At 73.1% G+C, this 15,642-nt stretch carries 11 protein-coding genes; 6 read left to right on the top strand and 5 right to left on the bottom strand.

All coding sequences use genetic code 11. The features are described 5' to 3' along the window. Positions 1 to 25 precede the first annotated feature (25 nt). Positions 26 to 1,480: a protein kinase family protein gene (locus NFX31_RS05825; RefSeq protein ID WP_262956979.1), complete on the top strand. Its 1,455-nt coding sequence runs from the start codon at positions 26 to 28 to the stop codon at positions 1,478 to 1,480. Here the strand turns inward: NFX31_RS05825 and NFX31_RS05820 are convergent. Both NFX31_RS05820 and NFX31_RS05815 read right to left on the bottom strand, forming a co-directional pair. Further along, the gene (locus tag NFX31_RS05820; RefSeq protein ID WP_262956978.1) at positions 1,426 to 4,977 is read right to left on the bottom strand and encodes an ATP-dependent DNA helicase; all 3,552 of its coding nucleotides are present in this window, start codon (positions 4,975 to 4,977) and stop codon (positions 1,426 to 1,428) included. The two genes, NFX31_RS05825 and NFX31_RS05820, sit on opposite strands and share 55 nt — an antisense overlap. Next, complete coding sequence (locus tag NFX31_RS05815; protein WP_262956977.1) at positions 4,974 to 8,210, bottom strand: ATP-dependent helicase; 3,237 nt, start codon at positions 8,208 to 8,210, stop codon at positions 4,974 to 4,976. Before NFX31_RS05815 ends, NFX31_RS05820 begins: the two co-directional genes overlap by 4 nt. Positions 8,211 to 8,388: 178 nt before the next feature. Between NFX31_RS05815 and NFX31_RS05810 the strand changes: the two genes are divergently transcribed. Beyond that, positions 8,389 to 8,613, top strand: a complete 225-nt coding sequence (locus NFX31_RS05810) for a DUF3107 domain-containing protein (protein ID WP_045249165.1) — start codon at positions 8,389 to 8,391, stop codon at positions 8,611 to 8,613. Between the two features lie 5 nt (positions 8,614 to 8,618). Next, entirely contained in the window at positions 8,619 to 8,906 is a 288-nt protein-coding gene (locus NFX31_RS05805; protein ID WP_045249164.1) for a hypothetical protein, read from the top strand. A gap of 15 nt (positions 8,907 to 8,921) precedes the next feature. Here the strand turns inward: NFX31_RS05805 and NFX31_RS05800 are convergent, their stop codons facing one another. Beyond that, positions 8,922 to 9,635 carry a ferritin-like fold-containing protein gene (locus NFX31_RS05800; protein WP_091480584.1) on the bottom strand — a complete coding sequence of 238 codons (714 nt, stop codon included), beginning with the start codon at positions 9,633 to 9,635 and terminating at the stop codon, positions 8,922 to 8,924. Positions 9,636 to 9,843: 208 nt separating this feature from the next. On the opposite strand from NFX31_RS05800, the gene NFX31_RS05795 reads away from it, so the two are divergent. Then, positions 9,844 to 11,364, top strand: coding sequence for a DEAD/DEAH box helicase (locus NFX31_RS05795; protein ID WP_262956976.1), 1,521 nt, complete (start codon positions 9,844 to 9,846; stop codon positions 11,362 to 11,364). A gap of 107 nt (positions 11,365 to 11,471) precedes the next feature. Here NFX31_RS05795 and NFX31_RS05790 read toward each other — a convergent pair whose 3' ends face one another. Next, complete coding sequence (locus tag NFX31_RS05790; protein ID WP_262956975.1) at positions 11,472 to 12,356, bottom strand: PHP domain-containing protein; 885 nt, start codon at positions 12,354 to 12,356, stop codon at positions 11,472 to 11,474. A gap of 86 nt (positions 12,357 to 12,442) precedes the next feature. Between NFX31_RS05790 and NFX31_RS05785 the strand changes: the two genes are divergently transcribed. Beyond that, positions 12,443 to 13,477 carry an endonuclease/exonuclease/phosphatase family protein gene (locus NFX31_RS05785; RefSeq protein ID WP_262956974.1) on the top strand — a complete coding sequence of 345 codons (1,035 nt, stop codon included), beginning with the start codon at positions 12,443 to 12,445 and terminating at the stop codon, positions 13,475 to 13,477. A gap of 27 nt (positions 13,478 to 13,504) precedes the next feature. Here NFX31_RS05785 and NFX31_RS05780 read toward each other — a convergent pair whose 3' ends face one another. After that, on the bottom strand, positions 13,505 to 13,900 hold the full coding sequence (locus NFX31_RS05780) for a DUF3054 domain-containing protein (RefSeq protein WP_045251458.1): 396 nt from the start codon (positions 13,898 to 13,900) through the stop codon (positions 13,505 to 13,507). Positions 13,901 to 14,081: 181 nt separating this feature from the next. Here NFX31_RS05780 and NFX31_RS05775 point away from each other — a divergent pair, with 181 nt between their 5' ends. Then, entirely contained in the window at positions 14,082 to 15,578 is a 1,497-nt protein-coding gene (locus NFX31_RS05775; RefSeq protein ID WP_262956973.1) for a S8 family peptidase, read from the top strand. Positions 15,579 to 15,642: the final 64 nt, after the last annotated feature.

Genomic DNA, 15,642 nt, shown 5'->3' with positions numbered 1-15,642 from the left:
ACGAGGCTCGACCTACCCTGGTGACATGGCTCGCTCACCCTTCACTCTAGCCGCGGCGGTCACGGCGGCGGTGCCCGGAGCCGATGTCGTCGGCGCCCGCGTCCTGTCCTCGGACGGCGACGCCCGCTTCGATTCGGCCGTGGCCACGCTCGCCGACGGCACCGAGGTCGCGATCCGCGCTTCGAACGACGACGACACCGCGTCCGAGCTCGCCAAGGAGAGCCTGGCGCTGCGGGCGCTGACCCCCGGCGCCCGGTCGATGCTGCGCTTCGCCGCGCCGGAGCACCTCGGCGACGGCCGGGTGGGCGACTCGCGCGCCCTGGTCACCACGCTGCTCCCCGGGTTCCAGATCGACGCGGCCGATCTGCCGCCGGGCCCCGGCGCCGCCGTGTCCATCGGCAAGGCGATCGCGGGCGTGCACGCGCTGCCCGTGTCGGTCGTGCGCGGGGCGGGTCTCGCCGAGCGCACGCCCGCCGAGGCGCGCGACGACGTGCGCGTGCTCATCGACCGCGCCGCGGCCACCGGTCGCGTGTCGGCGCGCCTCACGGTGCGCTGGCGCGAAGCGGTCGAGGCCGACGACCTGTGGCGTTTCGAGTCCGCGGTGACGCTCGGCGGCGCCCACGCGGAGTCGTTCCTCTTCTCCGACGACGACGAGCGCGGCCCGCGGGTGACCGGGATCCTCGGCTGGCACGCCCTCTCGATCGGCGACCCCGCGATCGACCTCGCATGGCTGACCCTGGCCGCGGACGCGCGCGACGACGTCCTGGACGCCTACGCGTCCGCCACCCTGCGCGCCCCCGACACCGGCCTCGGGATCCGTGCCCGGCTGCTCGCCGAGCTGGAGCTCGCACGCTGGCTGCTGCACGGTCACGACACCCACCGCCCCGACATCGTCGACGACGCCGCGCACCTGCTCGACGCCCTGGCCGACGGCATCCACGACGACCTCGCACCACGTGCGGGCGCGGGAGCGGGCGTGGACGAGGCGATGTCCGCCCTGGACCGCGTGCCCGCGACCGGCGCCAATCGCATCGACACGTCGATGCAGACCGACACCTATGACGCGAGTGCCTTCGCGGGCATCGCGACCGACGACACGTCCGCGTTCGGACCGCGCGGCGGCTCCGCCGGCGGCGCGGAGGATGCCATCGAGGGGCGCGGCGCGGATGACGTCGCGTCGGCGGATCCGGATGCCGCGGACGCCGACCGGCACGCGCAGGACCTCACCGCGACCGGCGCGATCGAGGATCTCGATCCGAACGCGACCGAGGATCTCAGCGACCTGCGCCCGTCACGCTCGGACTCCGGTGACGCGCGCCAGGGCCGCTCGGACGACGACGAGGACGACGATCGCGCGGCGCGCCCCGGCACCCTGCTGCCCAGCGAGGGCGGCATCGCCGGCTCGGAGGCCGATGTGGCCGACGCTCACCGCGCGGCGCGGGCCGCGTTCCAGCGCTGGACCAGCGCCTCCTCCGAGTAGACCGTGTCGCCGCGCAGCACGAGGTCGTCGGCGACGTAGAACAGCGCCACGTCGATCTCGTCCAGCGGCACTCCATACCGGCGGTGGTACGCGAGCCGGTAGAGCGCGAGCTGCAGCATGCGCTCCTCGCGCTCGGCCGCCGTCGCCGGAGGGCGTCCCGTCTTCCAGTCCACGATCTCGATCCGCCCGCCGCGGTCCGCGCGACGGTAGACGGCGTCGAGCTTGCAGATGACGATGCGGGCGGGCTCGCCCTCGCCGACAGGCAGGGCGAAGTCGATCTCCGTCTCCACCGCGATCGGCTTGAGCGGCGCCCACTCGCTGCGCTCGAAGATCTCCCGCAGACGCGCGAGGTCCTCGGCGTCGGCGCGGGCGATCTCGTCCGCCGCGGCCCCGTCCCCCGCCTCCGCCGCGGTCCCCGCGGCTGTGAGGTCGTCGTCGAGCTCCCAGAGGCCGTCGTCCAACGACGTGCCGACCCCGACGGATCCGGAGCGGTGCTCGACCCAGGCGTGGAACAGCGTGCCGAGACGGGTCTGCCGATACGGCCTCTCCGGCATGGGCCGGCCGAGCGTGCGGACCGTTCCGCCGTAGTCGGCGACGTAGTCCTTGAACCGGGACGCGGGAACGCGGGTGGGGGCGTCGACGACGATGCCCCGCTGTCGGGCTGCGCGTTCGGCGAGCAGGCGGGCGAGCTCCTCGGTGGGCGCCGCCGGCTGCGGATCCGCGATCGCCCGGCGCACCTCCTCCGCCGCCGCCGTCACGCGGGAGCGACGGCCGCCCAGCGGATCCATCGGCCACACGCTCGTGCGCGCCGTGCCCTCATAGGGATTGTCCTCGGTGAGCGCCTCAGGCAGCGGGGCGAGCCCGAGCTCCTCGATCGCCTCCTGCAGGTAGGGACTGGGCTTGCGCATGTTCTTCTGCCCCGACCAGTGCGAACCGGTCAGCAGCAGATCGGTGCGCGCACGGGTCACCGCGACGTAGGCGAGGCGGCGCTCCTCCGCGCGCTGATAGTCGCGGTAGTCGTCCTTGAACCGCCGCAGCGCTCCCCCGCGCGGGTACGCCTTCGTGATGCCCGCGGCGAGCGAATCGAGAGCGGCCTTCTCGCGCTTGCGGGGATCCGTGCCGGCCCCGTCCTTGGCCGCCTCCGGATCCCACTGGAACCGCGGCAGTGCGTCGCTGTCACCGCGCAGCGCGAACGGCACCACGCCGAATCCGAACCAGCCCTGCGCGTCGGAGATCCGCCCGGGCAGCTCGTCCTCGACGAGGCGCACCACCGCGACCGCGTCCCATTCCAGGCCCTTGGAGCCGTGGATCGTGAGCAGCTGCACCACGCCCGGCTCCGGCGGCTCGGTGCGCGGCATCAGCTCGTCCGTCATCTCGGCCTTGTCCAGCCACGCCAGCAGGCTCGAGATCGTGCCCCGGTCGTCGGCGACGAGGAACGCGCGCACCTCGTCTCCGAAGGCGCGCAGCTGCGTCGCGGCGACCCGCGCGGGACCTCGCGTCTCGTTCACGGCGAGCTCGATGTCCAGGCGCAGCTCGGTCTCGATCGTGCGGATGAGCTCGAGGATGGGCTGCCCCGCCGCGCGGCGCAGCCGTTCCAGCATCTCCCCGGCCGCCCGCAGGCGCGCGCGACCCGTCGGGCTGATCCCCTCGAGCAGCCGGTAGTCGTCTCGCGCGGTGCGCACGAAGTCGACCGCATCGACGATGGAGACCGCCTCGTCGGCGCCGCGGGAGGACCGCAGGCGCTGCTTCAGCTCATCGGTGAGCGGGGCGAGCGAACCGTCGCGCACCGCCAGCTCGCGGGCGAGGTCGTACAGGGCCGCCATGTCGGCCACCCCGATCGCGAACCGGGGCCCGACCAGGAGCCGGATCAGCGCGGACCCGGCCGTGGGATCGTGGATCACCCGCAGCGCCGACACCACATCGACGACCTCGGGGGTCGCGAGCAGGCCGCCGAGTCCGAGGATCCGGTGCGGGATCCCCCGGGCCGCGAGCGCGCCCGCGAACGTCTGCATGTGCCGCTTGGAGCGGAACAGGATCGCGCCCGTGTGCGGACGCCCTGCCGACGCCTCGTCGTGCGCGGCGCGCCTCTCCGCGAACCACGCGGCGACGTCGGCGGCCTCGTCGTCGACGGTCTCGGCATAGCGCACGTCCACTGTGCCCTGGCCGGAACCGGGGCGGGGTTCGAGCGCCGGCACGTCCAGCCCCGGGCGCTGCAGCGGCTGCAGCACCCGGTTCGCGACGTGCAGGATGCGCTCGTCGTTGCGCCAGCTCGTCATCAGACTGTAGGTGCGCGCAGCCTGCTCGTCGGCGAAGGTGCGTCCGAACGCGTACAGGTTGTCGGCGCTGGCACCGCGCCAGCCGTAGATCGACTGATGCGGATCGCCCACGGCCATCACGGCGCCGTCGCGGAACAGCGCGGCGAGGAACCGGGTCTGGATCACGGACGTGTCCTGGTACTCGTCGAGCAGCACGACCCGATGCTGGGCGCGCAGCTCGGCACGGACCTCCGGGGACGCCTGCACGATGTCGAACGCGCCGCCGACCTGGTCGGCGAAGTCGAGCACGCCCCGACGCGACTTCTCCGCGATGTACTCGCGCACCAGATCCGCGAGGATCGGCATGGCCCTGAGGTTCTCGACGGCCTTGCCCACGTCCACGCTGCCGCGGTAGGGCTCGAAGGCGTCGGCCTGCTGCACGGCGATGCGGACCATGGCGTCGAGGTCGACCCGGTGGTCCAGCACGTCCCCCGCCAGGCGCTGCACCGCGTCGATCACGCCGTTCAGCGAGCGATCGACCTCCTCGAGTCCGGGGATCTCCGCCCGCAGCACCACCGCGCGGGCGATGAGCCATGAGGCGGACTGGCTGAGCATCGCGGCGTCGGGGTCGCGGCCGATGTGGGCCGCGTGCTCGCGCACGATGCCGTCGGCGAACGCGTTGTACGTCGAGACCCGCGGGCGCATGATCAGATCCGTGGCGTCGCGCGGCGCGGACGGATCCCAGCCCGTCTCGTACCGCTCGGCGAGGGCGTCCAGCACCTCGCGCTGCACGGCGGCGCGCTGCGCTGGGGACGACGCGGCGCCGATCCGCTCCAGGGCACCGCTGCGCACGATCTCCGGCAGGTGCGGCAGCAGTCCGCGGCGCCCGTACTCGTCGATGCGGTCCAGGCGCAGCGCGATGCGCTCGGCGAGCTCTCCTGCCGCCTTGCGCGTGAAGGTGAGACCGAGGATCTCGTCGCGCTCGACGAAGCCGTTCGCCACGAGCCAGACGACGCGCCCGGACATGGTCTCGGTCTTGCCGCTGCCCGCGCCGGCGACGACGAGCGCCGGTGCCGGCGGTGCCTCGATGACGCGCTGCTGCGCCTCGGTCGGGGTCGGGAGGCCGAGCGCCGCCGAGATGTCGGTCGCGGCGATGCCGTGGCCGCCCTGCCCGCCTTCGGTCCACTCCTCGCCGCCGGATCGCTCCGCGACGCCCCGCGCCGCACCGGTCACGACGCTCATGCGCTCACCGCCGGGATCGAGTGGATGCGGCAGGGGCTGATCCGCACCTGGGTGTCGGCGCAGTGCGCCTCGACCTGCGCCGTGAAGCTCGACGCCGCCATGCCGCGGCCCGCCTCGGCCACGCGCTCCAGGAAGGCGGCGCGCGCCTCGTCCCCGAGCCGATGCTGATGCGCCACCCGGTAGGGGCTCTGCCCGATGGTCTGCGCGACGAGCACCAGCCGGGCGCCGGCGAGCGCCGTCGGATCCGCGCCCTCCACCTGGCCCTGCTCGACCGCGAGCTGGTAGGCGGCGAGCTGCGCGTGCTCCACGACCTTCGCCTCCGTCTCCGGCTCGTACTTGCCGGTCTTCAGATCCACCACGACGACCCGCTCCCCCTCTGCAGCGGACGACATCGCGCTCCACGTGCGTCCGCGCGCGGCTTCGTGCTCCCCGGAGCCCGCCGGATACGCCTCGACCCGGTCGATGTATCCGCTGACGACCGCCTGACCTTCGGGATGCTCGGGATCGACCGGGTGCGGCCGCGGATCCGGCCCGAGATCGACGGCGAAGCGGAACCCGCCCTCCGACGCGACCACGCGCCCGCCCTGCCGACGCACCTCGGCCAGGTAGTCGTGCAGACGCTGCACGTAGAGCTCCGCGCGCCGCCGCTCCTTGGCGTCGATCCACGGCGTCTCGAAGTCCAGCTCGCCCCAGCGCTCGTCGAGGATGCGGCGCATGGCCTCGAGGTCGCCGTCGGGCACGTGCTCCATCGCCGCGTGCACGATGGTCCCGATGCCGGCGCTCGGCGGCGCGACGGTGTCGCCGCCGAGCGCCGACACCACCCAGTTCACGCCGCATTCCTCGAACGCCTCCAGGCGGGACGGCGAAACCGGGACCGATCCGGTCTCCAGGTCGCGCAGCGGCCGGTCGTCCGACGGCGCGCGCACTCCGAACCACCCGTCGGGATCCGCGCCGGGGACCTCGGCCTCGGCGAGCAGCCGCAGCTGCCCGGCGGCCGCGGCGCGCGCCGCCGGATCGGCCGACGTGGTCAGCACGCGGCGGTGCCGGGCCACCAGTCCGCGCAGCGTGAGCGGGTGCGCGTGACGTTCGTCCACCGGCAGCGGATCCGGCAGGAAGCCGAAGAACGCGCTCGGGCTCTGATCGTCATCGTCCACGGCGGTGACGAGCAGACGATGGCGTGCCCGGGAGATCGCCCGCACGAACAGGCGCAGCTCGTCATGGAGCGCGGCGCGGCGACGGTCGAGCGTGGAGTGCACGTGCTCGGGCTCGCCGGAGCGCGCCGCGGCGACCGCCTCGGCCAGCCGCCAGGTCTCCAGCAGGCCTCCGCGCAGCCGGACGTTCGGCCAGACGCCGTCCTGCACGCCCGCGATCACCACGGCGTCGAACTCGGTGCCGAGTGCGGTCGCGGGCGTCATCAGGGTGACCGTGCCCGGGCGGTCCGGGGCCGACAACGAGTCCTCGGGGACCTCGCTGTCGAGGATGTCGTGGATGAACGCCTCGGGCCCCTTCTCCGGGGCGCGCTCGACCGAGCGCTTGGCCGCGTCGAACAGCGCGACGAGGGCGTCGAGGGCACGCGCGGTCTCGGTGCCCGACGCCCGGCCGCCGCCCGAGCCCTCGGCGATCTCCTGCCAGGCCACGGCGAGCCGCCGTCCGTCGGGGGCGCGCGAGGCGTCCCAGACGCGCCAGAGCAGCTCGTGGATCGTCTCGCCCCGCAGCCATCCTTCCCGCACCTCGCGCAGCATGGTGCCGAAGCGGTCGGCCGTGCGCGCCTCCGCAGTGTCGACCCGGGCGAGCTGGGCGGGCTCCGCGATGCCGTCGCGCAGCAGCAGCCGGGCGGGCGCGGATCCCCCCGCCTCGAGCTCGAGGTGCCGCAGCCGGGCGCGCAGCCGACGCAGACCCACCCCGTCGAGTCCGCCGAACGGCGTGCGCAGCGCCTCGGCGACCAGCTGCGGGTCGCGCTCCGCCGGCTCGGTGAGGGCGAGCCGCACGATCCCGACGATGTCCCGCACCACGGTCTCGCTTCCGAGCGGGCGCTGCACGCCGGCGGCCCGCGTGGGCACCTCGCGTGCAGCAAGCTCCGCCTCCAGCGCGGCGACCTGCCGGGTGTCGTGCGCGATCACGGCCATGCGCTCCCACGCGACACCCCGCAGGAGGTGCCATTCCCGCAGCGTCCGGGCGATGACGTCGTGCTCCTCGTGCGGCGAGGGCGCGATGTACGTCTGCACCGCGTCCGGATCCGCGGTGTCGGCAGCGACCGGTGCGCGCCGATGCTCGACCCGGCCCGACACGCCGATCGTCTGGACGACCGTGCGGGTGAGCGCGGTGAGAGGCGGATCCTGGCGGTGCGGAGCGTCGAGCACGTACACGTCGCCCAGCATGGCCACCACCTCGGCGAACAGCTCGGGTCCCGCGCCGCGGAACGCTCCGGAGGAGATGTCCGGATCCCCGAACGCCTGCACCGCGATACCGCGGGCGCGCAGGGCCGCAACCAGGGCGACGCCGCCCGCGGTGAGCTCCTGCGCGTCGTCGATGAGGACGACCGTCAGCCGGCTGAGAGCCCCGAGCTCGTCCGGCTGCGCCGTGCGCAGGATCGTGGACGCCTCCGCCAGCAGGTCCGCCGCGTCCCGATGCGCGGAGCGCGCGCGATCGAGCACCCTCCGGTACGCGCGGGCGAAGGACGCCACCGCCCGCCAGGCCGGGCGGCCCGAGGCCTCCAGCTCCGCGGGGGTCACCCCGAGCTCGACGCACTCCGCGAGGAAGGCGCGCAGCTCCGAGCGGAAGGCCCGCGACGAGCGCACGGTGGCGGCGAGGTGCTCGGGCCAGCGGCTCGGGAGCCCCTCCTGCTCGTCGTCGGCGTCGCCGGCGAGCAGATCGGCGATGATCCGGTCCTGGTCCGCGCCGGTGAGCAGCGCCGGAGGCTCGAAGCCCGCGTGCACCATGGTGCCGCGCACCAGCTGGAACGCGAAGGAACCGAGGGATCGGGCCAGCGGGCCCGGGGTGGCGACCCGCACGCGCACGCCGATCCGGTCGCGCAGCGCGGTCGCGGCCTGCCTGCTGGGCGTCAGCGCGAGCACCTGCTCGGGGGCCAGCCCCTGCTCGAGCAGGCCCGCGACGCGCTCCACCAGCGCGTGCGTCTTGCCGGTGCCGGGAGCGCCGATCACGGTTCCGACGGCCGTCGCCGGCGCGTCGATCACGGCCGCCTGCGCAGGGGTCGGGGCGGAGGCGTCGAGCATGCTCCCACGCTATCCGGCGCGGCCGACATCGGCCTCGTCCGCGGCAGTCGCCCCTGCGGGCGGGACGGCGCAATCGCCCTCGGCGAACAGGGCGCCGCCCTCGATCCCGGCCCGTCGGGCCCGCGATAGAGTGACCGGACACCCGCTTTCGAAGAGCACGACATTCAAGGAGCATTCCGTGGAGATCCGCATCGGCATCATCAACACCGGCCGTGAGCTCAGCTTCGAGACGTCCGCCTCGGCCGACGAGGTGCGCACGCAGATCGCCGGCGCGCTCGACCAGGGTGCGAGCCACGTCGAGCTGAGCGACACCAAGGGCAACTCCTACATCGTGCCGACGGCGAACCTCGGCTACGTCGAGCTCGGGACCGAGGAGTCCCGTCGCGTCGGCTTCGTGGCCTGAGCCGCATGTACATCCTGCTCGCGCTGATCGCCGCCTGTGTCCTGGGCGTCGCGGTGCACTACGCGCTCCCGCATCGCGAGGTGCGCGGGGTCGCGCTGGTCCCCGCCGTCGCGACCGCGGTCGCGGCGGCCGCCTACACGCTCGGGCAGTGGGCGGGGATGAAGGAGTCGAGCGTCTGGCTGTGGCTGATCGCGCTCGGCGGAGCCGTCGTGGTCTCGGCGCTCGCCGGCGCGGTCGTCACGCGCGTGCGTCACCACGGCGACGCCGTGCGCCGCGCCGAGCTCGGCATCTGAGCGGACTCCGCTCCGCTACGAGGCCAGGCCCATCGCGTCCATGCGGCGGGCGTGCGCGCCCATGAGCTCGGTGAACACCGGCTCGAGCTTGTCGTCCTCGGCGCCGGGCAGGTGCGGGCGCAGCGCCGCACGCGCCACGAGGATCGTGTCGCCCACCAGGCGGCGTCCCCACAGCGACAGCAGGGAGCGCCACTGCTCGTCGCTCGCGATGGTGGCCTGCACGATCCCGATGATCTCGTGCCGGTCGTCGTCGGTGGCGAGGATCTGCGCGACCTTCGCGCCGGTCTCGCCGTAGCTGGACGCGAGCGCGAGGTAGAAGTCGTCGAGCATGCCGGCCGTGAGATAGACCGCGAGCATCGTCTCCGCGATCCTCGGTCCGAGGGTCTTGCGGCGGAAGGCGTCGAGCTGCTCGCGGAACGGCAGCATCACCTCGGTCGGATCGTCGCCGTGTGCCGTGATGATGTCGACGATGCCGCGGTGCTTCGCGAGAGCGGCACCGGCGGCCCGGGAGAGGATCTCCTTCTCCGACAGGTCGCTCGTGGCGCGGATGAGCCGGGTGAGCGTCTCGAAGTACCCCAGCTGCAGGTACGCGGCCTGGCCGAGGAAGGTGTTGAGCTCCGGCGCGAGCTCCGCGAAGTCGACGCGGGTCGCATCCCCCGAGTCTCCTCGGGAACGGAGCACCAGCGTGCGCCGCGGCGCCTTGTCGCGCTGCCAGAACCACCTCACCACGCGCTCAGCCTACTCGAGCGGCCGCGGCGCGACGGGGCGGCGCGCACCGTCTCCCCCGCGATCCGGGAGACGAGGGCGGCCTCCGGTAGGCTGGATCCCGCTCCGGCGACGGATCGGAGCCCCGCGCCTGTGCATACGGATTCGGCGTGGACCCATCAACGAGGCGGCGCAGCGATCGCAGGGCCCGCCGGACAGGCAACAGAAGACAGTGACGACTTTCTCCGATCTCGGCATCGACCAGGACATCGTGGACGCGCTCGCGGCCAAGGGCATCGTGGACGCCTTCCCGATCCAGGAGCAGACCATCCCCCTCGGCCTTCCCGGCCAGGACATCATCGGCCAGGCCAAGACGGGCACCGGCAAGACCTTCGGCTTCGGCATCCCCGTGGTGCAGCGTCTGGGCCTGAGCCCGGAGCCCGGCGTCAAGGCGCTGATCGTGGTGCCGACCCGCGAGCTCGCGGTCCAGGTCTACGAGGACATGGATCTGCTCACCTCCGGCCGTTCCACGAGCGTCGTCGCCATCTACGGCGGCAAGGCGTACGAGGGCCAGATCGAGCAGCTCAAGGCCGGCGCGCAGATCGTCGTCGGCACCCCGGGCCGTCTCATCGACCTCGCCAACCAGCGTCTGCTCGACCTCTCGCACGCGACCGAGGTCGTGCTCGACGAGGCCGACAAGATGCTCGACCTCGGCTTCCTCGCCGACATCGAGAAGATCTTCCAGAAGGTCCCGGCGGTGCGGCACACCCAGCTGTTCTCGGCGACCATGCCGGGTCCGATCGTGGCGCTGGCGCGCCGCTTCATGACGAACCCGATCCACATCCGCGCCAACGACCCCGACGAGGGCCTCACGCAGGCGAACATCCGCCATCTCGTGTACCGGGCACACTCGCTCGACAAGGACGAGGTCATCGCCCGCATCCTGCAGGCAGAGGGCCGCGGCAAGACCGTCATCTTCACGCGCACCAAGCGTGCCGCGCAGCGCCTCGTCGACGAGCTCAGCGACCGCGGCTTCAATGTCGGCGGCGTGCACGGCGACATGGGCCAGGACCAGCGCGAGCGCTCGATGGCCGCGTTCAAGGCCGGCAAGAAGGACGTGCTCGTCGCGACCGACGTCGCCGCCCGCGGCATCGACGTCGACGACGTCACCCACGTGATCAACCACACCATCCCGGACGACGACAAGACGTACCTGCACCGCGCCGGCCGCACGGGCCGCGCGGGCCGCACCGGCATCGCCGTCACGTTCGTGGACTGGGAGGACCTGCACAAGTGGGCCCTGATCAACCGCGCCCTCGAGTTCGGCCAGCCGGAGCCGATCGAGACCTACTCCTCCAGCCCGCACCTGTACGAGGACCTCGACATCCCCGCCGGCACGAAGGGGCGTCTGGTCACGGCCCCCGTCTCCGAGAAGCCCGCGCGCAAGCAGCGCGAGCCGCAGCGCGCCACCGAGGCCGCCGCGGAAGGCGCGAGCGAGGGCACCACGCGTCGCCGCCGTCGCCGCCGCCGTGCCGCGGAGGGCGTCGGATCCACGTTCGCCGAGGGCGCCGAGGCGCCCGCCGCGAAGGACGTCCCGGCCGGCGATGCGGACCGCGGCGCCGAGGGCTCCGGCACGCACGACGGCCAGGGCGCCGAGCACCACGACGGCAAGCCGGCCCCGCAGCGCCGCCGCCGCCGTCGCCGCCCCTCGGGCGGTGCGGCCGGGGGCAGCGCCCCGCAGACCGGCGCCTGAGGCCCCACCACCACGCCGAGGCCCCCTCTGAGCGCCGAGACCCCCGTGCAGCAACCGATCTGCACGGGGGTCTCGGCGGCAGAAGGGGGTCTCGGCGTCCGGGAGGCTCAGCCGACGGGGTAGACCGGCGCGGATCCGGATCCGCGGTCGATGATGCGCTGCATCATCGACGTGGTCGTCGTGTTCTCCCCCGGCAGGTTGGGCTTGCCCGTCCCGTGGTAGTCGCTGGAGCCCGTGATGATGAGGTCGTGCTCGGCGGCGATGCCGTGCAGCCACGCGCGCCCCTCCGCGGTGTTCTCGCGGTGGTCGATCTCCAGACCGCCCAGGCCCGCGTCGATGAGACGCCGCAGGGTGGCATCGGACATCCGCTCGCGACCGGCCGGATGCGCGATCACGGCCACGCCGCCGGCCGCGGTGATGAGCTCGATCGCGGTGACCGGATCCGGCGCGTAGTGCCCCTCGTAGTAGCCCTCGCGCGGGTGCAGGATCCCGTCGAACGCCTCGCCGCGATCGCGCACGATGCCCCGCGCGACCAGCGCGTCGGCGATGTGCGGGCGGCCGACGGTCGCATCGGGATCGGTCTGCTCCAGCACGTCCGCCCAGCGCAGCGGGTAGTCGCGCGAGATGTTGCGCACGATCCGCTCGGCACGGCCGATCCTGTCGTCGCGGATCCGCGAGGTCTCCGCCACCAGGTCCGGATCCGCCGGATCGAACAGGTACGCGAGCACGTGCACGCTGCGCCACCCGTCCTTGGACGACATCTCCATGCCGGGGATGAACGTCATCCCGCGCACGGCCGTCGCCGCCGCGGCGTCGGCCCAGCCGGCGGTGGTGTCGTGGTCGGTGAGGGCGATGGTGCGCACACCCTGCTCCGCGGCGCGGTCGACGACGACGGCCGGGTCCTCGGTGCCGTCGGAGCGGTTCGAGTGCAGATGCAGATCGACCGGTCCGGCGAACAGGGCGGGTCGCGACGTGGGATCGGCATCGGTCATCCTCCGAGCGTAGCGATCCCGCAGGGCGTGGGCCGCCGGCCGCACACCAGACGCCTCACAGATCCGCTCGCCTAGGCTCGGAGACGATGTTTCGACTGATCGGGATCCTGCTCACCGTCCTCTTCGCGATCGCCACGGCGATCGTGACCTGGCCGCAGTTCTTCCATCTCGAGCAGACGTTCCCGATCACGCAGATCGTGGCGTCTCGCGCGGTGCTGGTCATCGCGTTCGCCGGGATCCTGCTGCTCGCCCTGCTGCTCATGCTGGCGCGCCCGCTGCGCGGGTTCGCCGCCTCCCTCGCGATCGTCGCACTGCTCGGCGGCGGAGCCTCCGCCGCGATCCTCGCGCTGCGCGGGGTGGACACCGCCGACGCCCTCCCGGCGAAGACGTCGTCGAGCGTGCGGGTGCTCGCCTGGAACACGGCGGGCGAAGCCGTCTCCGCCGACGAGATCGCGCAGACCGTCGTCTCGCAGCAGGCCGACATCGTCGCCCTGCCCGAGACCACCGAGGCCGTGGGCGAGGACATCGCGCTGAAGCTGCGCGATGCGGGGCACCCGATGTGGGTGCACCACGTGCAGTACCGCCCCGAGGTGACCCAGGGTCCGGACTCGTGGCAGACGACCGTGCTGATCTCCCCCGCCCTCGGCGACTACTCCGTGATCCCGTCGTCGGCCGACGGATCGAGCAACACCTCCTCGGTGCCGAGCGCCGTGGTCATGCCGGTCGACGGCGACGGGCCGACTGTCGTCGCCGTGCACACGGTCGCGCCGCGCCAGGACGAGATGGACGGCTGGGCGAAGGATCTGCGGTGGGTCGCCGACCAGTGCCCCGCCGGGAAGAACGTGATCCTGGCGGGCGACTTCAACGCGACGCTCGATCACATGTCGGGACTCGGCACCGCGGGCGGAGACCTCGGCGCATGCCGCGACGCGGCGTCGCGCGCCGGATCCGGCGCCGTCGGCACCTGGCCGACGTCGGTTCCCGCACTCCTGGGCGCGCCGATCGACCACGTGATGGCGACCGAGCAGTGGCGCGCCTCCGGGGCAGCCGTCCTCCCCGCGGGCGCCGGCGGCAGCGATCACCGCGCCCTGATCACGCAGCTCGAGCGCGCGACGCCGTAACCCCGCCCGGTCGGCCGGAGCGCCGCCTCAGCGACGCACGCGCCGGCGCGCGACGAGAAGCGCGATGCCGCGCCACCCGACCAGGAACACCAGCAGGGTCACCGTGGCGACGATGACGAACGCCACCGCGGTCGTCCCGCCCGACACCACACGCAGCAGCATCCCGACCACGACCGTGATCACCACGAGCAAAGCCCCGGTGCGCAGCGGCGCCACGGGCGCCCTCCACGCGCGCAGCACGGCCCAGCCCGCGGCGAGCCCCACGAGGAACGGCCAGGCGGTCTCCAGCACGCCGAGCACATCCAGGGAGTGCTCGTGGCTGGCGCGGCCGATCGTCGCGAAGACCAGCACGAGCAGCGCGTCGATCGCGGCCGCCCATGGCCAGGTCAGCGTGGATCGGCGGGCGGGGGCGGAATCGGTCATGCCTTCCACGGTAGCGGCCGAGGCTGTGCCGCCCCGCCCGGAGCGGTCCATACCCTGAGCGAGGCTTATCAGCAAGCATTGAACTGGCTGGGAACGACCGATAGAAACGATGACAGGGCCACCCGCCCGCGCCGGTCGCCGAACCGGTCTTCACCGCACGAGAGGACCCTCACCGATGAGGATGTCGAAATCCGCCCGTCCGATCCGCACCATCGCCTGCACCGTCGCGGCGCTGGGCCTGGTCCTGGCGGGAACCGTCAGCGCCACCGCGGCGACGGACGATCCGTCCACGCCCGTCCCGATCAATCCGCCCGACGGCACCGTGATGAGCTACGTCGTCAACACGGGCCAGGCCAACCCCGGCCAGACCCGCAAGGCCGAGAAGGCGGTGACCGACGCCGGAGGCGTGGTCGTGCAGAGCTGGCCCGAGATCGGCGTCGTGATCGCCCAGTCCGACCGGGCCGCGTTCCGCGACACGGTCAAGGCCAAGGGCAAGAACGTCGTCCAGTCGGTCGGGGCGACCCGCACCGTCGAGGTGAAGGACAAGGTCACGGGTCCCCAGGCTCCGTGGGGTCCGGGGTCGTCGGGCTGGAACAAGGGCAAGAACAAGCCCGTCAACGGCGACGAGCCCACCGAGCCGGTGCCCGCGACCGGATCCGACTCGCTCGAGGGTCAGCAGTGGGACATGACGATGATCCAGGCGGATCAGGCGCACCAGGTCACCGACGGCAGCCGCAACGTGCTCGTCGGCGTTCTGGACTCCGGCATCGACCCGACCCACCCCGACCTCCAGTCGAACATCGACGTCGCCGACTCGGTCAACTGCACCGCCGGCGGGCGCCCCGACCAGGCCGCGGGCGGCTGGTACCCCACCACCTCGGATCACGGCACCCACGTCGCCGGCACGATCGCGGCCGCCCGCAACGGCGCCGGCATCGTGGGCGTCGCGCCGAACGTGCGCCTCGCCTCCGTCAAGGTGGTCAACGACGACGGCTTCATCTACCCGGAGTACGCGGTCTGCGGCTTCATGTGGGCCGCGCAGCGCGGCATGGACGTGACCAACAACAGCTACTACATCGACCCGTTCGAGTTCTGGTGCGACGACCAGCCGGATCAGGCCGCGGTCCGTGAGGCCGTCGCCCGCGCGGTGAACTGGTCCAGCGCCAAGGGCGTCGTGAGCGCTGCGGCGGCCGGCAACTCCGGCCTCGACCTGACGGTGAACACGCGCGACGAGGGCAGCCCGGACGATGCGGCGACCCCCACGCCGCGCACGATCAACCAGGGCTGCAAGGACATCCCGGCGCAGGTGCCCGGCGTCGTGACCGTCGCCTCGCTGACCAAGGACGGCCAGCTGTCCTACTTCTCCAACCGCGGTCTCGGCGAGATCGACGTGGCGGCCCCTGGCTCCCGCATCCTCTCCACGATCCCCGGCGGCAAGTACGGGCTCAAGAGCGGCACCTCGATGGCGTCCCCGCACGTCGCCGGCGTGCTCGCCCTGATGAAGTCGGCTCACCCCGAGCTGAGCCCGGCCCAGCTGGTGCAGAAGCTCGAGGACGACGCCACGCCGACCGCCTGCTCCGCCCCGCAGTACGACGAGGGTGCGGCGTGCGTCGGCACCCCTGAGCTGAACAGCTACTACGGACACGGCATCGTGAACGCGCTCAAGGCCGTGCAGTGATCTGACACCGCCTCCGGAAGGGGCTCGGCTCGCCGTCTCGGCCTGCCGAGCCCCTTCTCCGTGT

This window comes from Microbacterium azadirachtae (assembly GCF_025583665.1).
In the GTDB taxonomy this organism is placed as follows: Bacteria; Actinomycetota; Actinomycetes; order Actinomycetales; family Microbacteriaceae; genus Microbacterium; species Microbacterium azadirachtae.
This window is presented reverse-complemented; position numbering and strand designations above follow the sequence as displayed.